The sequence below is a fragment of the Streptomyces harbinensis genome (genome assembly GCF_900116145.1).
Lineage (GTDB): Bacteria > Actinomycetota > Actinomycetes > Streptomycetales > Streptomycetaceae > Streptomyces > Streptomyces carpaticus.
This window is the reverse complement of the sequence record NZ_FPAB01000002.1, coordinates 692,595-717,123: the sequence shown is the minus strand read 5'-3', so window position 1 is coordinate 717,123 and position 24,529 is coordinate 692,595. Positions and strand designations below refer to the sequence as shown.

Here is a 24,529-nt window from a genome sequence, read left to right as displayed (position 1 = left end):
CGCCCGCACCGCACCGCCCCGGCCCGCACGTGGCCGGGGCGGTGCGCGGCGGGGCGGGTCGGGGCGGTGCGTGGTGGCGGCACCGGTACGGCCGGCGCCGCTACAGGCCGCCGAGGCCGCCGGTGACGGTGGAGCCGCCGGTGCACAGCATCGCGTCGTAGGCGGCCACGACCGGGGTGTGCAGATAGCTGCCCTGGAGGCGGATGCGGTCCGGAGGGTCCGCGGCCCGCCCGCGCAGCGGCCGGAGGTCGGCGAGATGGGTCCCGGAGCCGAGACCGGCCCCGGCGAAGGCCGCCTCCACACTGCCCGGCTCGGGTGCGGCCAGCGCTGTGGCCGCGACGGTGAAGCCGAACGGGGCGCTCTCGTCCCGCGGCATGTCCGCCGTGTGGCCGGTGACGGCGGTCAGGCCGATGGCGAGGTAGTCGTCGCCGAGCGCGTCGCGCAGACAGCGGCCCATCGGGATGCCGGTGAGCCGGCCGTCGAAGGAGATCGGCACGGTCTGGAGGTGCGCGTTGTGCGCGGCCAGGACCACCCGGGTGCCGGGCGCGGAGCGCTTCAGGTGCCACAGCAGGGAGCCGGCCAGGTAGCTGTCGCGGGCGGAGGTGTCGCCGGGCAGGCCCTCGCCGGCGAAGAGCCCGGCCATGGCGCGGAAACCGTGATCGGCGTGGCAGGCTCCTTCGAGCAGGCGCAGGGCGAGGTCGTAGCCGGGCCGGCCGCCGCGCTCGGCGTACAGCGGTTCCAGGGCCCGGAACCGGAGCAGCAGCCGGGCCAGGGTGGCGGTGAGGTCGTCCTGTTCCGCGGTGGTCAGCCGGGCCCAGGCGGGGGCGGCCACGGCCGCGGAGCCGCCGGCGAAGCGGTCGGCGAGCCGCAGCGCGCGCTCGGCCGCCGGTACGGTCTCCGGGTCGACCCGCCGCAGGTGATCGATGACCGGGGCCAGCGCGGGCCGCAGGGAGCCGCCGGCCGCCGGGACGTCTAGGCCGTGTCTTTCGGATCTTCGTGGATCAGGCCGCGTTGTCAGATGCGGTGCATCGCAAGGCGGAGGATCTCGCTCGTACCGGGTCGTACTCGCGAGATGCGACAACGCAGCGAGGCGCCGTAGCTGGCGGCGCGGCCCCGCGAAGATCCGAAAGACACGGCCTAGGTGTATTGACCACGAGCGTTGTTGACACTGGTCACAGTGGTTGGGTCTTGATCATGGCGAAGACCTCCGATGTGGTGGAGCTGTCTAGGACTGCACCGCACGGAGGTCTTCATGTCTCACCGTAATGCCCGGCTGACGGTTCATGGCAGGCGGATCCTCGTCGAACGTGTCCGGGCGGGTCGTCCCGTTGCGCACGTGGCAGCTGAGATGGGCATATCGCGGCCCACGGCCCACAAGTGGGTCCGCCGCTGGCGGGCCGAGGGCGAGGTGGGTCTTGTTGACCGTTCCAGTCGGCCGCGGACGACGCCGCACCGAACCCCCGCCCGCGTGGAGGAACGCGTCTGCCGGCTGCGTTCCGACCGCAAGCTGGGCCCGGCAAGGATCGGCCCGATCCTGGGCCTGCCGGCCTCGACGGTTCACCGGATCCTGGTCCGCCACGGCCTGAACCGCCTGGCCCACCTGGACCGGCCCACCGGCCGTCGCATCCGACGCTACGAACGGGACCGGCCCGGCGAGCTGGTCCACGTCGACATCAAGAAACTCGGCAACATTCCCCACGGCGGAGGCTGGCGCGTGGTGGGCCGCACAGCCGGAGACCGCAACCGCCAGGCCACCACCACCGAGCGCAGAAGCAGCAGCCCGGTGATCGGCTACAGCTACATCCACTCCGCCGTGGATGACCACTCCCGCCTGGCCTACAGCGAAATCCTCTCCGACGAGCGCAAGGAGACCGCTGCCGGCTTCTGGAAGCGGGCGAACGCGTTCTTCGCCGCCCACGGCATCACCGTCGAGCGGGTCCTGACCGACAACGGCGCCTGCTACAAGTCCAAGCTTTTCACCCGGACACTGGCCACAGCCGGCATCGCCCACAAGAAGATCCGCCCCTACCGGCCCCAGACCAACGGCAAAGTCGAACGCTTCAACCGCACCCTCCTCGACGAATGGGCCTACCAACGGCCCTACACCTCAAACAACGAGCGCACCCAGGCCCTGGCAGAATTCCTCCACACCTACAACCACCACCGCAGCCACACCGCACTCGCAGGCCAGCCACCCATCAGCCGCGTAAACAACCCTGCGGGTCAATACACCTAGGCCGGCGAAGCGGACGGGCGCGGCGGCGCTGCGGTTGTACCGGCGGATGCGGCGCAGCGGCGCCTCGACGCCGATCGGGATGGTGCCGGCGAGGTGGCCGGCCAGGCTGTCCTCGCTCCCCTCCCCGCGCGCCCAGGCGTCGAGCGGGAGGGCTTCGGCGAAGCCGTACTCGAAGGCCAGCAGGGTGAAGCCGCAGCGTTCGACGAGGAAGCGCAGCAGGCGTTCGCGCAGCGCGGCGAACTCGTCGATGAAGTGGGAGTTCTCGCCGAGCGCGACGACCCGGGCGTCGCCGATGAGGTCGCGCAGCGGCTCCAGGTCCTCCAGTGGCGCCTCGGGGTCCAGCTCGGTGAGTTCGATGGCGTGCTGCCGGAGCAGGTCGGTGAACGGGGCGGGGCGGGCGGGGCCGGGCATGCGGTGGCTCGTTTCTGCGGTGCCGGTGGGCGGTGACGCGGGGTGGGGGCCGGGGGCGTGGTTCAGCGGCCGGTGGCCTCGCCGGGTCCGGCGGGTGCGGCGCGTTCCAGGGCGTCGATGCCGCCGGACATGATCGTGCGTACCTGCGCGGTGATCCGCTCCAGCGGCCAGTCCCACCACGCCACCGCCAGCAGGCGCGCGATGTCGGTGTCGCTGTACCGGCGGCGGATGAGCCGGGCCGGGTTGCCGCCGACGATGCCGTAGTCGGGCACGTCCTCGACGACGACCGATCCGGCGGCGACGATCGCTCCGTGGCCGATCCGGACGCCGGGCATGACCATGGCCCCGTGGCCGAGCCACACGTCGTGGCCGACCACCGTGTCACCGCGGCCGGGGAGGCCGGTGATGAGGTCGGCATGCGCGGCCCAGGAGCCGCCCATGATCGGGAAGGGGAAGGTGGAGGGGCCGTCCATGCGGTGGTTGGCGCCGTTCATCAGGAACTTCACGCCGGTGCCGAGCGCGCAGAACCGGCCGATGATCAGTTTCTCGGGTCCGTAGTGGTACAGGACGTTGCGGGTCTCGAACGCGGTCGGGTCGTCGGGGTCGTCGTAGTAGGAGAACTCCCCTGCCTCGATCAGCGGCGAGGTGATCAGCGGCTTGAGCAGCACCACGCGCGGCTCGCCGGGGATCGGGTGCAGGGCGGTGGGATCGGCGGGAACGTACGGCATCGGGGGTGGTCCTTGTCCGGAAGGGCGGGTGCGGGGCGGGCAGGTGGCGCGGGGTCAGGCGCCGGCGGCGGGGACGGCCGGCGGGGCGGGGGCGAGTTCCCGGTGGGTGCCGCGCCAGCGCCGGCGCAGCCGGCGGTCGTGGCTGACGACGACGAGCGTGCCCGGGTAGCCGGCCAGCGCCGTCTCCAGTTCCTCGGCCAGGGCGGGTGAGAGGTGGTTGGTGGGCTCGTCCAGCAGCAGGACGTCCCGGGGCCGGTCGAGGAGCCGGGCCAGCGCGAGCCGCTGGGCCTGCCCGGTGGAGAGCCGGCCGACCGGCACGGTGAGCTGTCCGGTCCGGAACAGGCCGAGGTCCAGCAGCCGTTCGGCGTGGTCGTCGGCGTCGCCCGGCAGGCCGCGGGCGAAGGCGGCCAGCACGGTCTCGCCCGGCCCGCCCGGCCGGGGGTCCTGGGAGAGGTGGCCGATCCGGCCGCGGCGGGTCACGGTGCCGGTGTCCGGGGCCAGTTCTCCGGCCAGCAGGCGCAGCAGAGTGCTCTTGCCCGCTCCGTTGGGCCCGGTGACCAGCAGCCGGGCGCCGGCCGGGACGGTGAGGTCGGTGGGGCCGAGCCGGCCGGTGACGGCGGCGCCGGTGGTCTCCAGGACGGTGCCGGTGAGCGGGCGGGCCCGCAGCGCGGGGGCGAAGCGCAGCGGCTGCGGCGGCCGGGGGACGGGGCGGGCCAGGAGGCGGCGCAGCCGTTCCTCGGCGTTGCGCACCCGGCCGGCGAGCGACTGCTGCACCCGGCCGCCGGCCCGGTCGTAGGCCATCTTGTTACCGTCCTTCATCGGGCGGCCGGGCGCCACGTTCCGGGCGGTGGTGGCGGCGGCTTCCCGCTGCCGCGCGATGTCGGCCCGCCAGTCCTCGTACGCCTGCTCCCAGCGCCGGCGGGCGGTGGCCTTCCCGGCGAGATAGCCGGGGTAGCCGTTGCCCCAGCGGGTGAGGCAGTGGCGGTCGGCGTCCACTTCCAGCAGGCCGGTGGTGACCCGGTCGAGGAAGTCCCGGTCGTGGGAGACGGCGACCGTGGTGCCCCGCCGGGTGCGCAGATGGTCCTCCAGCCAGGTCAGGGCGGCGTCGTCGAGGTGGTTGGTGGGCTCGTCCAGCAGCAGGACCTCCGGGGCGGCGGCCAGGAGCGCCGCGAGCCGGAGCCGGACGCGTTCGCCGCCGGAGAGGCTGCCCACGGTGCGGTCGCGGGCCACCAGGCCGAGGCCGAGGCCGTGCAGGGCGCGCTCCAGGCGGGCGTCGGCGTCGTAGCCGCCGCGCAGTTCGAAGACGGTGAGCAGGTCGCCGTACTCGGCCAGCCCGGATGCGTCGCCGTCGGCCATGGCCCCCTCCAGGGCGCGCAGCCGTCGCTCGGTGGCGCGCAGCTCACCGAGGGCGCGGTCGACGATCTGCTGGACGGTGGCCCGGGGCTCCAGTTCCTCGTGCTGCGGGAGGTAGCCGACGCCACCGGCGGCGTGGACGGTGATCTCGCCCTCGTCGGGCTGTTCGCGCCCGGCGAGCAGGCGCAGCAGGGTGCTCTTGCCGGACCCGTTCTCCCCGATGACGCCGGTGCGCTCGCCGGGGGCGAGCGAGCAGGTCACGGAGTCAAGGACGAGCCTGCCGTCGAAGGACTTGGTGACGGCGCGGGCGGTGATCTGTGCGGTCATACGGGGTCTCCTCAGCATTCGGGAACGGTGCGGCGCCGGTGGGCCGCGCGGTCGGGTGAACGCTGGGGAGGAACATCGGCAACTCCATTAGTGCGACAACTGATGCATTAAGATGCTGCCACAGCCCCGCCCGCCGAGCAAACGGAATTCCGCGATGACCGCAACCGGCCCCGGCTCCGGCCCGGAGACCGCAGGCACCCCCGCCCGCCGCCGCCCCGGTGGCCGGACCGCCCGGGTGCGCGCGCAGATCCTCGACGCCGTCCGCGCCGAACTCGGCGAACACGGCTTCGATGGCCTCACCGTGGACGGCGTCGCCGCCCGCGCCGGGGTGCACCGCACCACCGTCTACCGGCGCTGGGGAGACGTCGGCGGACTGCTCGCCGACGTCTTCGACGCCGCGAACGACGACACCTGGCAGCCGGCCGACACCGGATCGCTGGAGGGGGACCTGACCGCGCTGAATCAGGAGATCCAGACGGCCATGACGGCCCGGCCACCGGTCATGGCGGCCCTCATCGCCGCTTCCTTCCGCTCCGAGCAGGCCGCCCGCGCCCAGCGGCGGCTCTGGGAGGACCGGTACCGGCGCTGCGAGGTCGTCGTCGAGCGGGCGGTCCGGCGCGGCGAGGTGCGCCCGCCCGTCGACGCCCGCCGGCTGCTCGTGGCCGCCACCGCGCCGCTGTACCACCAGCTGGTGCTGCTCGGCACGCCCGCCGATCCGGAGCTGCCCGCGCACGCCGCGCGGACCGTCACGCTCGCCGCGTCCGCCGGGGCCTTCACCCATCCCTCGCCGCCGCGGGCCGCGCCGCCGGACGGGGAGTGAACCGGACGGGTCAGCGCTTGCGGTTCAGCCAGTCGGCGAGGACGGCCGCCTGGCTGTGGTCCACGTCCTTGGTGGCGGTCAGCAGCACCAGCGGGTCGTGGGAGGCGAGGTCACGGAGCCGGCCGGCCGCCTGCTCGTGCCCGGCGTCGCGCAGTTCGCCCAGGTAACGGCGGCGGAACTCGCTGAACCGGTCCGGGTCGTGGCCGTACCACTTGCGCAGCTCGGTCGAGGGGGCCACATCGCGCAGCCACTCGTCCAGGTGCGCGTCCTCCTTGCGCACGCCACGCGGCCAGACACGATCGACGAGGACCCGTTTTCCCTCGCGCGGGGACGTCTCCTCGTACACGCGCCGGTACCTGATCCGCTTGGCCATGAAACGACACCTCCAGACCCATCCCCCGCCGATGAGATCGTCTTGTCGGGACAGTTCACGCCCTTCCGGACATTTTATCGACCGGGGCGGGTCCGGGCCGTCCGGTCACCCCGCCCCCGGCAGAAAGGCACGGCATGCGCGGCGTACCCCCAGGAGCACCCGGATTCCCCGCGGCCAGCGCGCCCCGGGCGCACCCGCTGCGGGAACTGGACACCGTCCTGACGACCTGCCGGGCCTGTCCGCGCCTGGTGGCCTGGCGGGAGGAGACCGCCCGCGTCAGACGCCGCGCCTTCGCGGACCAGGACTACTGGGCGCGTCCGGTGCCCGGCTTCGGGCCACCGGACGCGGCCCTGGTGATCGTCGGCCTGGCCCCGGCCGCGCACGGCGGCAACCGCACCGGGCGCATGTTCACCGGCGACCCGTCCGGCGACGCGCTCTACGCCGCCCTGCACTCCCTGGGGCTCGCCTCCCGGCCGACGGCCACCCACCGCGGGGACGGCCTGGAACTGTCCGGCGTACGGATCACCGCCCCCGTGCACTGCGCACCGCCCGACAACCGGCCCACCACCACCGAACGGGACACCTGCCGGCCCTGGCTCGCCCGCGAACTCGCCCTGCTCCGCCCCACCCTGCGGGCGATCGTGGTGCTGGGAGCCTTCGGCTGGCAGGCGCTGCTTCCCGTGCTGGCGGGTGACGGCTGGCTGCTCCCCCGGCCGCGCCCGGCCTTCGGGCACGGCGCCGAGGCGTGGGCCGCGGCCCCGGACGGCGGTCACCGGATTCCGCTTCTCGGCTGCTACCACCCCAGCCGGCGCAATATGTCCACCCGCACCCTCACCCCGGCCATGCTGCGGCAGGTGCTGGCACGCGGGGCACGGCTCGCCGGGCTGCCGTCCGGCGGCTGAGAACGACGGGTGACTAGCCGCCGGGGGCGGACGATCCGGGCTCGGGCGGGGTGCGCAGCAGGTGGAGGCCGATGGCCGCCGCGAGCACGGTCACGCAGCCGGTGAAGACCAGCCCGGCGTCCCGCAGCCCCAGGGCCAGGGTGAGGGCGCCCACCCCGAGGACCGGCAGGGAGATGCCGAGATAGGCGGCCACGAAGAAGGCCGAGGTGGTGGCGCCCCTGCGGTCCCGTGGGGCGCGGGCGGTGACGGCGGCGACCGCCGCGCGGAAGGCGAGGCCCTGACCGCTGCCGCCCACCACCGCCCCGGCCACCAGCAGGGCCAGTTCGCCGGCGAGCAGGGAGGCGCCGATGAGCAGCATGCCGGCCACCAGGAGGAAGCAGCCGGCGGGCAGCGCCCGCGCCACCGGCAGCCGGCCCGCCGTCAGCTGCCCGACCGTGGAGGAGGCGAACGCGGCGAAGACCACCGCGCCGGAGACCGCCAGATCGCGCACCCCGAGTTCGTCGGCCATGAAGGTCGGGGCGACCGAGGTGAACAGGCCGAACATGGAGAAGCCCGCGAACCCGGCGAGCGCCGCCGGGACGAACACCGCGCGGACCCGGCGGGGTACGGCGGGCGGGCGCACCCGCAGCGGGGGCAGCGGCCGGGGCGGGCGGGCCGTCTCGGGCAGCGTCAGGGTGAGGGCGAGGGCCAGGACGAGCAGCGCGAGGTGCGCGAGGTAGGGCGTGCGCAGCGGCGCGGGGGCGTACTCGGCGAGGACGCCGGCCAGCAGCGGTCCGCAGCCGAGCCCGCCCATGTTGGCGGCGGTGGCCGCGAACCCGGCGCGGCGCGCGGCGCCGGGCGGGGCGAGTTCCATGACGGCGACGGTGGCCGTTCCGGTGAGCAGTCCCGCCGAGAACCCGGAGAGCAGCCGGCCGGCCAGCAGCCAGGGCAGCCCGTCCTCGGCGAGGAAGCAGCCGGCGCTCGCCGCGGACAGCAGCAGCGCGAGGAGCAGGACGGGGCGCCGGCCGCGCAGGTCGGAGAGGTCACCGGCCAGCACGAGGACGGCGATGACCCCGGCCGCGTAGGTCGCGAAGATCACCGTGACGGTGAAGGAGGAGAAGCCGATCTCCCGCTGGTACAGGCCGTACAGCGGGGTGGGCAAGGTGGTGCCGGCCATGCCGACCGCGAAGGTGTACGCGGCGGCGGCGTAGTGCCAGGGGCGCAGCGGGCGCGGCCCGGCACGCTCCGGGGTCATGCGCGGGCCGGGTCGGCGGGGCGGGCGTACGGCACGGCCCGGTGGCGCGGGTCACGGTGGGGCACGGGGGGGTCTCCGGCGTCCGCCGACCCGGCAGGCCATGGGGGACGGGCCGGGCCGCGGCCGGCGCGGGCGGTGGCGGGCGGTCCCGGTCCCCTCGTCGACGGTCGGTGACATGGTCGGACGTCACCCGATGCCTCCGCACGGGGGCATGATCAGATCATCCCTTCATCGGCCCCCGGCCCCGCGCCGACACGCCCCGGGGCCGGGTCAGCCGCGCAGGACGGCGTTGCACTCCCGCTGAAGGGTGATGTCCTGCCACATCGGGTGCTGCGGGGCGGCGTTGGAGCAGACCACGGAGCCGCGCACGCCGACCCGGGCGCTCTCGGCGACGGCGCGGCGGCAGAACGCGGCGCCGACCGGGCCTTCCTCGAAGGTGCCGTGCAGCGGGGTGTAGCCGATCCAGCCCTCGCCGAAGACGAGCGGCACCCCGCGCTCGGCCGCCCAGTCGGCGGCGGCGTCGATCCAGGTCACCAGCTTCTGTTCCATGGCGAGCCGGTGGACGGCGTAGCGGTCGTACAGCCAGGCGTCCCACTTCTGCGGGTCGCACCAGTCGTGGACGTAGACCTCGCGCAGGCCGACGACGGTGGTGTCAAGACGCCACCGGTCGGCGGCGGGCGGGGCCCAGTCGGCGAGGTCGGGCGCCCCGGCGCGCAGCAGGTCCCGGCGGGCGGCCTCCTGGGGGAAGGGCCGGTCGGGGGCGCGCAGGGCGAAGGTGTCGAGGAGTTCGCCGAGGACGCCGTAGACGTAGGGGTGGAAGGCGGCGACGTCGATGTCGCGCGGGATGCCGCGCAGCGAGCCGACCGGGACCTCGGCGTAGTTGACGGTGACGGGCCGGTCCGGGTGGCGCTGCTTGAAGCGGGCGATGCCGCGGGCCAGCCGGGGGCCGAGCGCGAGGACCGGGTCCTGGCCGGTGAGCCCTTCGGTCAGCCGGCCGGCCTGGACCTCGTTGTGGAGTTCGGTGAAGGCCACGCGGTCGTCGAGGCCGTCGTGCGCGGCGAGGAAGTCGATCAGGTCGGCGAGGGCGTCGGCCAGGGCCTCGGCCCGGTGTTCGGGGTCGATGGCCATCAGCGCGTCGTACCACCGGCGGTCACCGGCGAAGGACGGGCTCTGCTGGTACTCCCAGCTGGAGAGGATGACGAAGAAGCCGTGCCGGCGGGCGGCGCGGAAGAGGGCCAGGAGGTGGGCGCGGCCGTCGATCTCGGTGGTCGCCCCGACGTCGTACCAGCGCACCCGCTGCCCGTAGTCGCCGCCGAGCGGGCCCAGGCGCAGCCGGGTGGTGTCGAGCCCCGAGCCGAACAGCAGGTAGGGCATGGCACAGACGCGGATGGTGTTGTAGCCGCGGTCGGCGGCCTCGGTGAAGGCGGTGTCGAGGTCGGCGAACGGCTCTCCGGGGCCGGTCCTGGTGTACCAGGTGAAGTCCCACAGGGAGATGGTGAGGGTGTCGGGCAGCTGGGCCGGCAGGGGTACGGGCACGGTGGTGCGGCCTTTCCGGGAGGGGTTGACGGGGCGGGAGGTGGCGGCGGGTCAGTTCCGGGCCGTGCTGCCGGGCGCTTCCGGGTGGGGGCGCAGGGTGGCCCGGTGGACGGGGACGAGGTGGGCGGTGTGCAGCCGGGCCGTCGTCCTGGCGGCGTCGAGACCGGCGCGGGCCTGCGGGCCGACGTGGACGGTGCTGTCGGCCGCGAGCGGCAGGACGCGCAGTTCCACGCCGTGTTCGATCGCCTCGGCGGCGCAGCGGCGCAGGCCGATCTCCCAGTCGGGCCCGTACCAGAAGTGGTCGGCGACGAGCCGGCCGCCGACGTAGGCGCGGGCGGCGTCGCCGGTGTAGCGCAGCCGGAGCAGGAGTTCGCCGTCGTGGTCGAGCGCGGTCGCCGGGACGGTCACGTGGTACACGGCTGCGTGGTCGAAGTCCTCGTCCCGGGGTGCGGAGGCGCGCCGGAAGGGGCCTCCGGTGCGGGCCGGGGCGGGGCGGGCCTCGGAGCGCAGACAGCGCACCTCGGCCGGGGTGGCGGTGGGCGGCAGGGTCAGCGTCCACCGGGTGAACACGCCGTCGGTGCCGTCCGGGCGGATGCCGGGGCCGGTGAGGTCGCCGGGCGCGGGGAGGAAGGACAGCGCGGTGCGGGCGGCCTCGGTGTGGACGCGCAGGTCATCGCCGTCGGTCAGGACGAGGTCGGCGCACAGCAGCAGCCGCTCGGCCCCGGCGCAGTGGACGCGGTGCAGGAACGGGGCCTGTTCCTCGGTGAGGACCAGGAGGTGGGCGGTGCCGCCGGGGCCGTGCAGGGTGAGCCGGGCGGCGGTGCCCGGCGCGGTCACGGTGACCAGGGTGCCCTCGGGTGAGCGGTCGGTGCGGGCCGCTTCCGGGGGGACGACGGCCTCGGTGCCGGGTCCGAGGGCGAACTGCGGGGGGATGCCGGCGGTGGCGGTGAACACGGCGGTGGGTGTCCCGTCCACGGTGAGGCGGGTGACGGGCTGGGCGCTGGCCCACTCCAGGCGGATGCCGGCGCCGACTTCGTAGCCCAGCGGCCAGACGAAGTGGGCGCCGGAGGGGATCGTCACCCCGGCGGCGGGCAGTTCCGCCGTCCGGTTCCCGACGGTGACGGAGAACCGGACGCCGTGGTGGTCGGGCAGCGGTTCGTGCGGCTGGTGGTTGTTGACGAAGAGGAAGCCGCTGTCGCCGTCGGCGCGCACGGACCAGCGCAGGGTGGTGCGGTCGTCCAGCCCGGCCGGTTCGGCCGCGGGCAGGGTGAGCGGCATCCGGGCGAGGTCGGCGCCGCTGTCCCGCAGGAAGAGGTGCTGGGCGCGCAGCGCGTGGTACGAGGGGCGGGCCTGTCCGTACTCGCCCAGCGGTGCCTGGAAGTCGTAGCTGACGGTGGGCAGGTCGTTGGGGTAACCGGTGGCGTGGGATTCCTGGTTGGGCTGCGCGTGGGTGAGGCGCTGGGAGCTGCCGTGGTAGAGGTAGTAGCCCTGCCAGACGGAGCCGGAGCCGAGTTTGGTGAGCGCGAGAGCGGTGATGTCCGGCGCCGGTACGCGGGGGCGGCGGTGGTAGGCGATGGCCATGCCGCCGCCGAGTTCGCAGGTGGCGTACGGGTAGCGGCTGTTGTCCGGGCCCGTCCCCCGGGGCGCGGCGTCGCGCAGGTCGGCGCCGATGGCGTGGTCGTCGCGGATCGGGGTGAAGAAGTAGTGGCGGCGCATGCCGCGGGCCCAGCCCGGGTCGGCGTCCTCCCAGAACGCCTCCGGGTAGCCGCCGTACAGCGGCAGTACGGTGTCGGCGGGGAGTTCGGCGGCGCCCCAGGCGGTGGCGGTCCACAGCGGGACGCGCAGTCCGGCCTCCTCGGCCAGGGTGCGCAGGGTGGCGAGGTGTCCGGGCTGGTCGTACAGCTCGTTCTCGATCTGGACGGCGACGATCGGCCCGCCGTCGAGGACGGACAGGCCGCGCAGTTCGTGGGCGATGCGCCCGTAGTGGCGGCGGACCAGGGCGAGATAGGCCGGGTCGTCGGTGCGGGGCGTGCAGTCGGCCGTGTCGAGCCAGTCGGGGAAGCCGCCGTTGCGGCATTCGCCGTGGGCCCAGGGGCCGATGCGGGCGACGGCGGCGAGGCCGAGGTCGTGGCAGAGGGTGATGAAGTGCCGGATGTCGAGGTCACCGTCGAAGCGGTGGGTGCCCCGGGTCTCCTCGTGCTGGTTCCAGAAGAGGTAGGTGGCGACGGTGTCGATGCCGCCCGCGCGGATCTTGAGCAGTTCCTCGCGCCAGTCGGCCCGCGGGTAGCGGCTGAAGTGGAACTCGCCCATCACCGGCAGCCACGGGCTGCCGTCGCGCCACAGGGTGCGGCTGTCCACGGTGATGCGGCCCGTGCGCTCGCCGTGCCGGTCCGGGAGGAGGTGGCCGGTGAGCGGCGGCGGGGCGGCGTGGACCTGCGCGGACAGCATGCGGGACTCCAGCGGTGAGCGGCTCGACGACGTCGGTTCATCGTGCTGGCCAGCCCCTGGACTGTCAATAAGTATTCATAAATAATGCTCACCGTACAGTGGGTTGTCCGCAGTCCCGTCTCCCAGGGAGAAGAGCCACCATGGCGTCCTACGCAGGCCGAGGCGTGCACGGTCATGTCGTGCAGCACCTCGGCGCCCGCATCGTCGGCGGGTCGCTCGCCGAGGGCGAGATCCTGGACATCCGGGCGATCGGCCGGGAGCTGGACGTCAGCCTCACCGCCATGCGCGAAGCGCTCAAGGTGCTCGCCGGGAAAGGGCTGATCGACGCCCGGCAGAAGCGCGGCACCTTCGTCCGCGCCCGGTCGGCCTGGAATCTGCTGGACCCGGACGTGATCCGCTGGCGCACCGAGGGCGGCGATGGCGAGCAGCTGATGCGCGACCTCGCCGAGGTCCGCTCCATCGTGGAACCCGCCGCCGCGCACCGGGCGGCGCTGCGGCGCACCGAGGACGATCTGGCGGCGCTGGAGGCCGCGCTGGCGGCCATGGCGCGCGCGGGGGACGACTGGTCGGCGGCGGCCGAGGCCGACGCGTCCTTCCACCGGGCGCTGCTGGCCGCCACCGGCAACGAGATGATCGGCCGCCTCGATCTGCTGCTGGAACCGGGGCTGCGGGAACGCGACCGGCTGGTCCACACGCATCTGACGGCGGCCGATCCCGTGCCCAGTCACCGCGCCGTGGCGGACGCGGTCCGCGCGGGGGACGCGGCGCGGGCGGAGGCCGCCATGGTGCGGCTGCTGGCGGAGGCGGCCCACGACGTGGACCGGGTCACCCCGCGCCTTCCGGCCCCCGCACCCGCCGACCGGGAGCTGCGGACGGCCGGCGGCTGAGCCGGGTCACCGGCCGCAGGCCGCCGCGAGGGCCGCGCGGGCGATGGTGTCCGCCTGGGTGAAGAGCGCCGCGCCGGCCCCCGCCCGGGCGCCGATCGCGGTGTTCCACTCGACGCCCTCCACCGGGATGCCGCAGGCGAACAGATCCGGCTGCGCCACCCCGGCCGCGTCGTACACCCGCCCGGTGGCCGGGTCCACATCCAGCGCGCCGCTCGGCTGCGCCCCGCCGGGCCGGTGGGCGCGGCCCAGACCGGCGGTGAGGAGCGCGGCCAGCAACGGGCTGCCGGTGGTGGCCAGATCGGGCCCCGGCAGCCAGGCGTCGAGCAGCGCCCGGGTACGGGCCGGAGGGCCGGCGACCGTCGCCGACCGCCCGGTGAACCTCCCGGCGGCCTCGTCCGTGCCCACGGTCAGCCCGGCTCCGGCGAACTCCACCACGCCCGCCTCGTGCAGGGCCAGGAGTTCGGCGATTCTGGAGGCCGGCGGGCCGCTGGCGGTGTGCGCGCCGTACGCCCGGAACCAGCGCAGGTCCCGGGTGCCGCGCGCGTTCAGCACCCCGGCCACCGCCAGTTTCCGCACCTGGGCCTTGGCCGCCGCGATGGCTGCCGCCGCCGCCTTGAGCGGGCTGTGCTCCAGGTCCCGGGCGGCGGCCAGGTCGGCGCGCAGGAAGCCGCGCATCCACTCGCCCAGCGCGTCCCGGTCCGGCACCGTGACCCCGGCCAGCGGCCGGTCCAGTTCGGCGGGATCGAAGCGGTCGGCCGGATCGGGGAACGCCTCGGCCAGCAGCGCGGCCCACTGCGGCGAACCGTGCGGGACGGCGGCGTACCGCTCCAGGAACCGCTTCTCCGGCAGCCGGCACCGCCCGGGGCGCAGCCGCAGCGCCGTCGCGTACCAGGCCGCCCCGGCCTCGCGGGCGATCAGCGGCCACACCTCGGTACGGAAGTCGACGCCGCCGGGCCCGCGGGCGAGCAGCCGCCCCAGGTGCTCCCCGGTGAAGTGCCGCAGCCGGTGGCCGCGCGGCATCGCGCCGGGTGCCTGGCCCCGGGCGAGGTAGGGCACGCCGCGCCCCGATCCGGCGACGATCCGGGGTTCGCGGCCGGAGGGCAGATAGCGGGGGGTGCCGTCCGGGTGCTGGGTGAACCGGCCACCGCGTCCGGAGGTGAGCAGGGTGAGCTGGTCGAAGAAGTTCAGCGCCAGGCCCCGTACCAGCACCTCGGCGCCCGGTTCGAGACGGTCCAGGGCGGCTTCGTGCGGATACCCGGGCGGCAGCCGCACCAGGCCGTGCCGGGCGGCGAACCCGGTCAGCTCCCGGTCGCCGGGCCCTTCCCGCTGGTCGGTGTGTCCGGTCGCCAGGACCACCGCGCCCACGGCCAGCGGCCCGTCCCCGTTCTCCAGCGTGACGCGCAGCCCGCCGTCCGGGGTCCGGGCCAGTGCGGTGGCCCGGGTGCGGTGCCGCACCACCCGGACGCCGGCCGGGGCACGGCGCAGCATCTCCCCGTACGCCCAGTGCAGGTAACGGCCCATCAGGGCCCGGCCGGGGTGCTCCCACGGTTCGAGGGGCCCTCCCTCGTGGTGCTCGCGCGACCACTCCAGCAGGGTGGGGCCGGTCAGCCGGGGGCCCGGGGTGCGCACGGAGGCGTCCGGGAAGGCGGTGGCGTGCCCGGCGAGGGTGTTCATCAGCAGTCCGGCCGGCTGGTGCGGGGACCACACCCGGCCGGCGCCCGCTTCCTCCGGTTCGACGAGGTGGACGGCGGCGGCCGTGCCCTCCCACCGGCCGCCGGGGCCGAGAGCGGCCAGGAGTTGTCCGAGGACGGCCAAGCCGCGCGGTCCCGCCCCGATCACCGCGACCGGGACCTCGGGCCGGCCGCCGGTCACTGCGGGGTGTCCCAGATGTCGGCGAGCACCCGGCGGAGGTTGCCGCCGAGCACCGCCGTGAGGTCGGCGGCACTGTAGCCGCGCCGGGCCAGCACCTCGGTGATGCGAGGCAGGTCGGCGGGGGTGCCCATGCCCTCGGGGTGGATGAGGTCCAGGTTGAGGTCGTCGCCGACGATCGGGATCTCCGGGTAGAGCCGGCGCACCCGGGCCATGCCGGCCTTGGAGTACTTGCGCTCGTCCCCGACGTCGGTGCCGACGATGACGTGCTCGATCCCCACCAGCTGCACCAGGTGGTCGATGTTGTCGGCGAACACCTCGGCGTCCGCGCCCTCGGTCAGGCCGGTGGGCGACAGGAAGCCGGACTTGGCGGCCAGGCCGAAGACGCCGCCGCGCGCGGCGAGTTCCCGCACCACCTGGTCACTCTTGTTGCGCGGGCTGTCCACGAAGCGGGTGAGCCCGGCGTGGGTGACCAGCACCGGCTTCTCGGACGCCGCGATGGTCTCCAGCGTGGAGCGCTCGCCGGTGTGCGAGAGGTCGAGGGCGATGCCGAGCGCGTTGCACTCCTTGATCAGCGCCCGGCCGAACCGGCTCAGCCCGCCGTTGGCCGTCTCTCCGCTGCCGTCCGCCGCGTAGTTGCGGTTCTGGTACGTCAGGCCCATGAACCGCAGGCCCATCTGGTGGAGGGCATGCAGCCGCCACAGGTCCTCGCCGACCGGCTTGCTGTCCTCGAACCCGGCGAACCAGGCGACCGTTCCCTCGGCGTGCGCGCGGTCCACGTCCGCCAGGCCGTACGCCTGGAAGACCCGGCCGCCGGTCTCCGCCAGGCGCCGCTGCCAGCCGGCGATGCCGGCCGCCGCCGCGTCGTAGTCCTGGGAGATGGAGACGGCGTGGTTGACGGCGGTGACGCCGGAGGCGGCGAGCTTGCCCAGGTAGATCTCGTCCGCCCAGTTCAGCGGGGTGCAGTCGAGGGCGTTGAAGACGACGCTGTCGCGGTGCAGCGCGGCCGGGTCGAAGGCCGGGGCGGGCGCGGTGGACACGGGAACTCCAGGGGGTGCGGGGGCGGGTGGGGCAGGGGGTTACGGGCGCAGGCTGCGGCGCAGTCCGAGGCCGCGCTCGACCAGGACCACGGCCACGACGGACAGCAGCACGAGGCACACCGACAGCGCCGCGATCGAGGGGTCGCTGCGGTACTCGACGTACTGGAGCACGGCGACCGGCAGCGGCCGGACGGTGTGGCCGGAGACGAACAGCGAGATGACGGTCTCGTCGAAGGAGAGCAGGAAGGCGATGATGCCGCCGGAGAACAGCCCGGGCCGGATGGCGGGCAGCGTCACCCGGCGGAAGACCGTGAAGGGCCCCGCGCCGAGGGTGGCCGCCGCTTCCTCCGCGCGCGGGTCGGCACCGGCCAGCGCGGCCGTGACGGTGCGCACCACGTACGGGATGGTGACGCCGAGGTGGGCCAGGATCAGCCCCCAGTAGGTGTCGGTCAGCGGGATCGGGGCGAACAGGATGAGCAGCGCCAGGCCGAGCACGATGTTCGGCACCAGCAGCGGAGACAGGAACGCCGCCTCCACCGCGCCCCGGCCGCGGAACCGCAGCCGGGTCAGCGCGAGCGCCGCCGGGACGCCGCACAGCAGGGCGAGCAGGGTGGTGGTCGCGGCGGTCACCGCGCTGACCTTCAGGCCGGCCTGGAAGTCCGGGTTGGCGAACACCTGCCGGTACGGTTCGAGGCTGAACCCCTGCGGCGGGAACCGCAGATAGGTGCTGGTGTCGAACGACTCGATGAAGACGATGATGACGGGCGCGAGCAGGAACAGGTACAGGACGGTCAGCAGGACCGCCCAGCCGATCCGGGCCACCGGGCCGCTTCTCACGAGGTGCTCCTCCCCCGCCCGGTGAACCGGGCCTCCAGGACACGCTGCGCCCACAGGTGCACCGCCACGACCAGGCCGAACAGCAGCAGGAGCAGGACGGACAGCACGGCGGCCACCGGCCAGTTCAGGGAGTTCATCGCCTCGTCGTAGATCTCGGTGGCCAGCACGAAGACGCGCCCGCCGCCGATCAGCCGGGGGGTGACGTAGCCGCTGAGGCTGAGCACGAAGACCAGCAGGGAGGCGGTGAGGACGCCCGGGGCGGTCAGCGGCAGGACGACGCGGCGCAGCACGGCGAACCGGCCGGCGCCCAGCGAGGCGGCGGCGCGCTCCAGTTCGGGGTCGAGCCGGCCGAAGCCGGCGAGCATCGCCAGGATCGCGAACGGCATGTAGATCTCGGTGGAGGCGATCACCACGCCGGTCATGTTGTTGGCCAGCCGCAGCGGGTCGTCGATGACGCCGATGGCCAGCAGGGTCTTGTTGACGACGCCCTGGTTGCCGAGGATCGCCATCCAGCCGAAGGTGCGGGCCACCGAGGAGATCAGCAGCGGGGCGACGGCCAGCGCGAAGAGCAGGCTCCGCCACCGGCTGGTGGTGCGGGCCAGGAAGAGCGCCACCGGGTAGGACAGCAGCAGGGTGAAGACAGTGGTGAGCACGCCCAGTTGCAGGGTCTGGCCGATGACGTTCCAGTAGTGGGAGCTGGCGAGGACGTCGGTGAAGGTGGACAGCGTGACGGTCTGGAGGATCGCGCCGCCGTCCAGCGGCCGGTTGAGGGCCATCCGTACCACCCACACCAGGGGCAGGGCGTAGGTGAGCAGCAGGGCGAGGGCGCCGGGGGCCAGCAGCAGGAGGACGGGGCGGTGCCGCCGGAGCCGGCCGGCGGGCGGGGCGGCGGGGGCGGGGGCGGTGGGGACGGCCGTGGTCATGCCGGGTCCCCGTCGTCGGCCACCAGCCGGGGGGCGGCGTCGTCCCAGCCGATCAGCACCTCGGCGCCGGGGCCGAAGGCCGTACCCGCGCCGGCCGGATGTTCGACCTCCAGTTCCGGGCCGTCGTGCGCGGCGCGGACCCGGTAGCCGATGACCTCGCCGCTGTAGCCGGCGGAGAGCACCGTGCCGCGCGGGCCGGCGTCCGCCTTCCCCGCGGCCCGGAGCGTGATCCGGTGCGGGCGGAGCATGACGGTGGCCCGGCCCTCCGGTGTCACCGCGTCGCCGGTGGCCCGTACCGTGCCGAGCCCGGGTATCGCGACCTCGGCGCCCGCGCCGCCGCCCGCGCCGTGGGTGGCGGTGACGGTGCCGGGCAGCAGGTTGGCACGGCCGACGAACTCGGCGGTGAACCGGCCCGAGGGCCGCTCGTACACCTCCTCCGGGGTGCCCAGCTGCTCGACGCGGCCGGCGTTCATGACGGCGACCCGGTCGGCCATCGACAGCGCCTCGCGCTGGTCGTGGGTGACGAACACGGTGGTGATGCCGGTCTCGTCGTGGATGCGGCGGATCTCGTCGCGCATCGCGCCACGCAGCTGGGCGTCGAGATTGGACAGCGGTTCGTCCAGGAGCAGCACGGCGGGCTCGATGACCAGGGCCCGGGCCAGTGCGACGCGCTGCTGCTGGCCGCCGGAGAGCTGGGAGACGCGGCGGTCGCCGAGGTGCCCGAGCCGTACCAGGTCCAGGGCGCGGGCGACCCGGGTGCGTACCTCGCTCTTGGCGGTCTTGCGCATCTCCAGGCCGAAGGCGACGTTGCGGAAGACGTCCAGGTGCGGGAAGAGCGCGTAGGACTGGAAGACCACGCCCATGTCCCGCCGGTGCACCGGCAGCCGGGTGATGTCGCGTCCGCCGACCTCGACCGTGCCGGCGCTGGGCTCGATCAGCCCGGCGATCATGCGCAGGGTGGTCGACTTGCCGCAGCCGGAGGGGCCGAGCACGGCGAGGAGTTCGCCGTGCGCCACCTCCAGGTCGATGCCGGCCACGGCGGCGCCCTGCGGGCCGCCCTCGCCGGGGAAGACCTTGGTGAGTCCGGCGAGCCGCAGATACCCCGCGCGGGCGGGGGCGGCCGGCTGGTCAGCCACCGATGACCTCCTGCTTGATGCGGTCGACCCAGGCGGTGTAGCGGGTGGTGAGCCAGCTCCAGTCGACGGGGATCTGCCGGGCCTGCTGCTCCGCGGAGGCGGTGGTGCGGTCGCGCACCTCGGGTGCGAGTTCGGTGTCCTTGTTGACGGGCGCGTAGTAGGCGGCCTCGTCGAACGCCTGCTGGGCCTCGGCGCTGATCGCGTAGTCGATGAACTTCTGCGCGGCCTCGGCGCGGGGCGAGTTGTTGACCAGGTTGATGGTGTTGATCTGGGTGACGGTGCCCTCTTCCGGGAGGACCGGTGCGACGACGCCGCCGGAGGTGTCCTGGTAGTACTGGCCGCGGGCGTTCCAGCCGACCGCGATGTCGGCCTCACCGGACTGGACGGCGGTGTAGACGTCCGGGGCCGGCTGCCAGGTCTCGACGGCGGGCGCCAGCTCCTTGAGCCGGTCGATGGCCGGGTCGATGTCCTGCTGGTAGTCGGTGCCGAGGATCTGCGAGAGGGCGATGATGAGCGCCACGCCGCGGGTGTCGGCGATGGGCATGGCGAGCCTGCCCCGGTACTCCTCGTCCCAGAGGTCGTTCCAGCTGGTGGGGGGCGTGTCCACCCGCTCGGTGTTGTAGAGGATGGAGAGGCTGTCCAGGGTGAGGCCGGGGCCGAAGCCGTCCTTGCTCGCCGCCTCGTCCACGAGCCGGTCGAGGTTGGGGACCAGCTCCGGGTCGAGCCGGGCGAACAGACCCTCCTCGTTCGCGGTCGGGGCGACCGAGCTGTCCATGAGCGCGACGTCGGCCGCCGGGCGGGAGGTGCTGGCCCGCAGCTTGGCCAGGACCTCGCTGGAGTTCTGGATCGGGACGTAGGTGACCTTGATGCCGGGGTTCGCGTCCTCGAAGGGCTTGATCACCTGTTCGGTGAAGGCGTCCTGGAAGGTGCCGTAGAAGCCCATGAAGGTGATCGTGGTGGTGTCGCCGTTGCCGTCCGCGGTGTCCGGCGAGGCGCAGGAGGCGGCCAGGACGGCGGTGAGGGCGGCGGTGGCGGTGAGGGCCAGCGGGCGGCGTCGGCGTGGGCGAGTGGGCATGGCGAAGCTCCGGGTGTGGTGACGAGCGGGGGGCGGACGCCGGGCGGGCGTCCCGGGGCGACGTCCGGCCGTCAGCGGGCGGGTGCCGCTGTCCTCGCGCTGGAGCGGTGACCGGACGTCCGGCTACAGGAGCCGGTCCGAGGGCGCAGGCCGCCGACCATGTCGCCCTCCTTTCCGTGAGCATCCGTCCGCATGGTGACCGAGGTAATGAGACACGACGGGATGGGTGCGTGCCGCCTGAGCAAAGTAGCGGCCCAAGTCGTACCGCGTAAAGCCGTGACCGGCGCAAACGATGGTTCTCCCGCGGTTCGGGCGAGGCGGTGGGGCGGGCGGGGCGGGGCCGTCCTGTTGCATCAGGTGGTGGAAATGGTGGGGTCGCGGCGCCGGAAAAGGGGCGTTCGGCACCACCTGATGCATCAGGCGACCGGGCGTGGTGCGGCCGTGCGCATCCGCTACGCTCCGAGAGCCAGGGAATTCACCTCAGAAGTGTCTCGGATAATGAGACGATGTCCAGGAAGTGAGACGCGCTCATGCCGGTGCCGGCCTATCGCACGGTGGCGGAGCAGCTGCGGCGGCGCATCGCGGACGGCGAGTTCGCCGGCGGCCGGCGGCTGCCCTCCCGCGCGGAGCTGTCCCGCCAGTACGGCGTCGGATCGAACACGGCAGCGGCGGCCGTCCGGCTGCTGGCCGCCGAGGGCGTCGTCCGCGGGCGCCCGGGACAGGGCGTCTATCTGCGCGAACAACCCTCCACCGGCACCATGGCCCGCTCCTGGACCCGGGAGAGGCTCCTCGGCACGCTCGCCGTCTCCGATCCGGGCGCGGACGGGAGCGGGGAGGAGGGCAGGACCGTCCGCAGCACCCCGCTGTCCACCACCGAATCCGCCGGGCCCGCGATCGCCGCCCGCCTCGGCCTCGCCCCCGGGGCGCAGGTGGTGCGAAGCCGCTACCGGCTCAGCCGCGACGACCTGCCCGCGATGCTCTGCGTCAGCTGGGAACCGCTGGAGATCACCGGCGGCACCCCCGTCACCCTGCCCGGGGCCGGCCCGATGGCGGGCGAGAGCGTGGTGGCCCGGATGACCTACATCGGCATCCGGGTGACCCACTCCACCGAGACCGTCACCGCCCGGCCGTGCACCCGCGAGGAGGCCGCCGACCTGGACCTGACCCCGGGCGCCGCCGTCGCGGCCATCGAACGCACCTACTACGCCGACGCGCTGGCCCTGGAAACCGCCGACCTGGTGGTCCCCGGCGAGCGCTTCCGGCTGGCCTACGAGATCCCCGCCGACAGAACGGGCCCCGCCGCATGACCGCCCCGATACCCCCCGCTCCCGCCCCCGCCCCCGATTCCGCTCCTGATCCGGCTCCCCGCTGGCAGCTGCTGACCGACGGACACGACGGAACCATCCTGCTGGCCGTCGCCGAGTTCGACACCCCGTTCCTGCTCACCGCCTCCCTCTCGCAGGGCCTGGGCTCCAGCGCCCTCACCCTGGACCGGGGCACCGCCGGACCCGACCGGCTCGCCGTCTTCCACCGCGTCGCCGGACGCGTGCTGCTCCTCGTCCGCAACAAGCACCACCGCGCGGGCGGTGACGCCGACGCCGCCCGGGCCGGGGAGGAGAACTTCGCCGGCTCGGTGCTGTGGAGCGGCCCCGTGCTGCGCGAGGAAGGACCGGCCGCCGTCGTCGACATCACCGCGCTCGCCCTCACCGATCTGCACGGCATCGCCGCCCAGCTGCGCGAGCGCGGCCAGGGCGACTACGCCGTGGACCCCGCCGCCAGCTGTGCCCCGGCCCCGGGCACCCACCCCTCCGGCGGCCCGCACGGCATCCGGCTGCCCGCGCTGCTCACCCTGCGCGGCCGGGCCACCGGCGAGGCCGTACGCTCCCTGGCCCCGCTGCCGGACGCGCTCAGCCTCGTCCAGCGGCTGGAACTGCTGCCGCTGCCCGCCGAGCCGCTGCCCGCCCGCCCCTACCACCCGGCGTCCGGCGGCTACGGCACCGGCCACCGCGACCACGGCGCCCCCGTACCCGGCACCGTCGTGCGCCACCAGCCGCGCTTCCGGCTGACCGCACCCGACGGCACCCCGCGCCCCGTCGTCTTCCTGGTCGACCCGGCCATCCCCGACCCGGTGCGTACCGCCGTCCTCGAAGGCGGCAACTGGTGGCGGGACGCCTTCGCGACGGCCGGAGTGCCCGGCGCCTTCCGGGTGGAGACCGCGCCGCCCGGCCTCGATCTGAGCGACCCCGCGCACCACACCGTCTGGTGGGTGCACCGCGACGGCCGCGGCTGGTCGCACGGCCAGAGCCTCACCGATCCGCGCTCCGGGGAGATCCTGCACGGCCGGGTCCGGCTCGGCTCCCAGCGCGTCGCCCAGGTCACCGCGCTCGCCGAGGCGCTGCTGGCGCCCTACGGCCGGCCCGACGAGGCGCAGCGGCTGGCCGCCGTCGACGATCTCGTCCGGCGCCGCATCCGGCAGCTGGCCGCCCACGAGATCGGCCACGCCCTCGGCTTCATGCACAACTTCGCCAGCCACCACCACCCGCGCCCGTCCGTCATGGACTATCCGCACCCGCGGCTCACCGTCACCGCCGACGGCCGGCTGGACACCACCCACGCCTACAGCGAGGGCCTCGGCCCGTGGGACCACTTCCTGGTGGCGCACGCCTACGGGGACCACAGCGCCGCCTCCCTGGCCCGGCTGCGCGCCCGGGCGGCGGCCGACGGTCTGCTCCATCTGTCGGACGAGGACGCGAACGGCCCCGGTGCGGCCCACGCCGACGCGGTGCCCTGGACGGTGCCGGTCGCCGACCCGTTCGCCGCGCTGGAGGAGGTGCTGGAGGTGCGCCGCGTCGCGCTCGCCGGCTTCTCCCGCGGCGTCCTGCCGCCGGACCACCACAACGGCGCCCTGGAGGACCGGGCACTGCTGCTGCACCTGTACCACCGTCACCAGCTCACCGCCGTGGCCCGGCTGGTGGGAGGCGTCCGGTACGACTACACCCTGCCCGGCACCACGCCGGTCGCCGCCGCCGACCAGTGGCGCGCCCTGCGCCGGGTGGCCGGACTGCTGCACCCCTCGCTGCTGGTCCCGCCCCCGGCCGTGCTGCGGCTGCTGACGCCCCCGGCCATCCGCTACGAGCGGCACCCCGACGCGCTGCGCGGCCGGGCCGGCCGGGTCTTCGACCCGCTCACGGCGGTGGCCGCGGCCACCGCGCTGGTCACCGGCGAACTGCTCAGGCCCTCCCTGCTGAACCGGCTGGCCTGGCAGCACGCGCAGGACCCGCGGGTCCCCGGCCCCGGCGACGTGGCCGAGGTGTTGCTGGCGGCGCTCGCGGCGGACAGCGGCGGCGACGGCGTCGCCCGGGCCGTCCGGGAGACCGCGACCGGCGTTCTGCGGCGCGCCCTGCACACGCTGCTCACGGACGAGGACACCCACGACACGGTGCGCGCCGCTCTGCGCCCGCACACGGGCGGCGCGCCGGAGGGACCGGAGGCCGTACCCGTCCCCGCGCCCTGGATCCCGCCGGGCGCCCCGCTGTGAGCACCGGCCGGGGGCGGAGCGGCGTCCGGGGTCACCGGTTCGCACCTTCGTCCCCGGCGGACGGCGCGGCGGCGCGAGCGCGCAGCCGGGACCGGACGCAGAGCGCGAGTGCCACGACCAGCAGCACCAGGACCGCCTTGGAGAGGAGCCCGACGTAGCTCTCCACCAGGTGCCACCGGTCGCCGAGCGCGTAACCGGCCAGCACCAGCACGCTGTTCCAGATGAGAGAGCCCAGCGTGGTCAGGAGCAGGAAGACCGGCATCGGCATCCGCTCCAGTCCGGCCGGCACGGAGATCAGGCTGCGGAAGACCGGCACCATGCGACCGAAGAACACGGCCTTCGTGCCGTGCCGGGCGAACCAGCGTTCGGTCCGCTCCAGGTCGGAGGTGCGCACCAGCGGCAGCCTGGCCCACAGGGCGTACATCCGGTCCCGGCCGACCAGGACGCCGATCCGGTACAGGACGACGGCGCCCGCCACCGAGCCCAGCGTGGTCCAGAACAGGGCGGAGAACAGGCTGATGACGCCCTGGCCCGCGGCGAAACCGGTCAGCGGCAGGATGAGTTCGCTGGGCAGCGGCGGGAAGAGGTTCTCCAGCGCGATGACGAGCCCGGCCCCAGGCCCGCCCAGCGCCTCCACCAGACCGGCCGCCCAGCCCGCGATGCCGCCGGCGGGTTCGGTGGGCCGGGCCAGGGGCAAGAGGTCCATGTGCGTGTCTCCGAGTCGCCGGGGCCGGTCACCGCGGACACCTTCCACGGTCCGTCACCATGCTGGAGAACGCGAGCCCGGACGGCTACGGGGACAGCCGTCCGAGCCGTACGGGACTCCGCACTTCCCGCCGGTGGCACACCGCAGCCG

At 74.6% G+C, this 24,529-nt stretch carries 20 protein-coding genes and 1 pseudogene; 6 read left to right on the top strand and 15 right to left on the bottom strand.

Annotated elements, in window-relative coordinates:
• Positions 1 to 100 precede the first annotated feature (100 nt).
• Positions 101 to 1,081: an erythromycin esterase family protein gene (locus tag BM385_RS07510; RefSeq protein ID WP_254791460.1), complete on the bottom strand. Its 981-nt coding sequence runs from the start codon at positions 1,079 to 1,081 to the stop codon at positions 101 to 103.
• A 171-nt stretch (positions 1,082 to 1,252) separates the two neighbouring features.
• Between BM385_RS07510 and BM385_RS07505 the strand changes: the two genes are divergently transcribed.
• Complete coding sequence (locus BM385_RS07505; RefSeq protein WP_093842538.1) at positions 1,253 to 2,236, top strand: IS481 family transposase; 984 nt, start codon at positions 1,253 to 1,255, stop codon at positions 2,234 to 2,236.
• 149 nt (positions 2,237 to 2,385) lie between these two features.
• Here BM385_RS07505 and BM385_RS28455 read toward each other — a convergent pair.
• The 3 genes and pseudogenes from BM385_RS28455 to abc-f form a co-directional block, all read right to left on the bottom strand.
• A pseudogene (locus BM385_RS28455) lies at positions 2,386 to 2,647 on the bottom strand (erythromycin esterase family protein); the annotation flags it as partial.
• A 62-nt stretch (positions 2,648 to 2,709) separates the two neighbouring features.
• On the bottom strand, positions 2,710 to 3,375 hold the full coding sequence (locus tag BM385_RS07495) for a CatB-related O-acetyltransferase (RefSeq protein WP_093842537.1): 666 nt from the start codon (positions 3,373 to 3,375) through the stop codon (positions 2,710 to 2,712).
• 54 nt (positions 3,376 to 3,429) lie between these two features.
• Positions 3,430 to 5,055, bottom strand: coding sequence for a ribosomal protection-like ABC-F family protein (gene abc-f / locus BM385_RS07490; RefSeq protein ID WP_093842536.1), 1,626 nt, complete (start codon positions 5,053 to 5,055; stop codon positions 3,430 to 3,432).
• 154 nt (positions 5,056 to 5,209) lie between these two features.
• Between abc-f and BM385_RS07485 the strand changes: the two genes are divergently transcribed.
• The gene (locus BM385_RS07485) at positions 5,210 to 5,875 is read left to right on the top strand and encodes a TetR/AcrR family transcriptional regulator (RefSeq protein ID WP_019435990.1); all 666 of its coding nucleotides are present in this window, start codon (positions 5,210 to 5,212) and stop codon (positions 5,873 to 5,875) included.
• A gap of 10 nt (positions 5,876 to 5,885) precedes the next feature.
• Here the strand turns inward: BM385_RS07485 and BM385_RS07480 are convergent, their stop codons facing one another.
• Complete coding sequence (locus BM385_RS07480) at positions 5,886 to 6,248, bottom strand: DUF488 domain-containing protein (protein WP_093842535.1); 363 nt, start codon at positions 6,246 to 6,248, stop codon at positions 5,886 to 5,888.
• Between the two features lie 134 nt (positions 6,249 to 6,382).
• On the opposite strand from BM385_RS07480, the gene BM385_RS07475 reads away from it, so the two are divergent.
• A complete protein-coding gene (locus BM385_RS07475; protein ID WP_093842534.1) occupies positions 6,383 to 7,150 on the top strand; it encodes a uracil-DNA glycosylase in 768 nt (255 codons plus the stop codon).
• A 13-nt stretch (positions 7,151 to 7,163) separates the two neighbouring features.
• On the opposite strand, the gene BM385_RS07470 is transcribed toward BM385_RS07475, so the two are convergent.
• From BM385_RS07470 to BM385_RS07460, 3 genes are all read right to left on the bottom strand, one after another.
• Positions 7,164 to 8,384: an MFS transporter gene (locus BM385_RS07470; RefSeq protein WP_093842533.1), complete on the bottom strand. Its 1,221-nt coding sequence runs from the start codon at positions 8,382 to 8,384 to the stop codon at positions 7,164 to 7,166.
• 270 nt (positions 8,385 to 8,654) lie between these two features.
• Positions 8,655 to 9,920: a cellulase-like family protein gene (locus BM385_RS07465; RefSeq protein ID WP_093842532.1), complete on the bottom strand. Its 1,266-nt coding sequence runs from the start codon at positions 9,918 to 9,920 to the stop codon at positions 8,655 to 8,657.
• Between the two features lie 51 nt (positions 9,921 to 9,971).
• On the bottom strand, positions 9,972 to 12,368 hold the full coding sequence (locus BM385_RS07460) for a beta-galactosidase (protein ID WP_093842531.1): 2,397 nt from the start codon (positions 12,366 to 12,368) through the stop codon (positions 9,972 to 9,974).
• A 140-nt stretch (positions 12,369 to 12,508) separates the two neighbouring features.
• Here BM385_RS07460 and BM385_RS07455 point away from each other — a divergent pair, with 140 nt between their 5' ends.
• Entirely contained in the window at positions 12,509 to 13,255 is a 747-nt protein-coding gene (locus BM385_RS07455; protein WP_093842530.1) for a FadR/GntR family transcriptional regulator, read from the top strand.
• A gap of 6 nt (positions 13,256 to 13,261) precedes the next feature.
• Here BM385_RS07455 and BM385_RS07450 read toward each other — a convergent pair whose 3' ends face one another.
• Genes BM385_RS07450 through BM385_RS07425 form a run of 6 tightly spaced genes read right to left on the bottom strand, consistent with a single transcriptional unit; the run spans position 13,262 to position 20,135 of the window.
• Complete coding sequence (locus BM385_RS07450; protein ID WP_093842529.1) at positions 13,262 to 15,127, bottom strand: FAD/NAD(P)-binding protein; 1,866 nt, start codon at positions 15,125 to 15,127, stop codon at positions 13,262 to 13,264.
• Positions 15,124 to 16,164 (bottom strand): dipeptidase, encoded by a 1,041-nt coding sequence (locus BM385_RS07445; RefSeq protein WP_019435982.1) that lies wholly within the window; start codon positions 16,162 to 16,164, stop codon positions 15,124 to 15,126. Before BM385_RS07445 ends, BM385_RS07450 begins: the two co-directional genes overlap by 4 nt.
• A 39-nt stretch (positions 16,165 to 16,203) precedes the next feature.
• On the bottom strand, positions 16,204 to 17,001 hold the full coding sequence (locus BM385_RS07440) for an ABC transporter permease (protein ID WP_026047815.1): 798 nt from the start codon (positions 16,999 to 17,001) through the stop codon (positions 16,204 to 16,206).
• Complete coding sequence (locus tag BM385_RS07435) at positions 16,998 to 17,924, bottom strand: ABC transporter permease (protein WP_019435980.1); 927 nt, start codon at positions 17,922 to 17,924, stop codon at positions 16,998 to 17,000. Before BM385_RS07435 ends, BM385_RS07440 begins: the two co-directional genes overlap by 4 nt.
• The gene (locus tag BM385_RS07430; RefSeq protein ID WP_093842528.1) at positions 17,921 to 19,060 is read right to left on the bottom strand and encodes an ABC transporter ATP-binding protein; all 1,140 of its coding nucleotides are present in this window, start codon (positions 19,058 to 19,060) and stop codon (positions 17,921 to 17,923) included. The genes BM385_RS07435 and BM385_RS07430 overlap by 4 nt, the downstream gene beginning before the upstream one ends.
• A complete protein-coding gene (locus BM385_RS07425; protein WP_093842527.1) occupies positions 19,053 to 20,135 on the bottom strand; it encodes an ABC transporter substrate-binding protein in 1,083 nt (360 codons plus the stop codon). Before BM385_RS07425 ends, BM385_RS07430 begins: the two co-directional genes overlap by 8 nt.
• A 530-nt stretch (positions 20,136 to 20,665) precedes the next feature.
• Between BM385_RS07425 and BM385_RS07420 the strand changes: the two genes are divergently transcribed.
• Together BM385_RS07420 and BM385_RS07415 are read left to right on the top strand one after the other, a co-directional pair.
• Positions 20,666 to 21,442 (top strand): GntR family transcriptional regulator, encoded by a 777-nt coding sequence (locus BM385_RS07420; RefSeq protein ID WP_019435977.1) that lies wholly within the window; start codon positions 20,666 to 20,668, stop codon positions 21,440 to 21,442.
• Positions 21,439 to 23,673, top strand: coding sequence for a zinc-dependent metalloprotease (locus BM385_RS07415; protein ID WP_093842526.1), 2,235 nt, complete (start codon positions 21,439 to 21,441; stop codon positions 23,671 to 23,673). Before BM385_RS07420 ends, BM385_RS07415 begins: the two co-directional genes overlap by 4 nt.
• A gap of 31 nt (positions 23,674 to 23,704) precedes the next feature.
• Here the strand turns inward: BM385_RS07415 and BM385_RS07410 are convergent, their stop codons facing one another.
• Positions 23,705 to 24,379, bottom strand: coding sequence for a DedA family protein (locus BM385_RS07410; RefSeq protein ID WP_093842525.1), 675 nt, complete (start codon positions 24,377 to 24,379; stop codon positions 23,705 to 23,707).
• Positions 24,380 to 24,529: the final 150 nt, after the last annotated feature.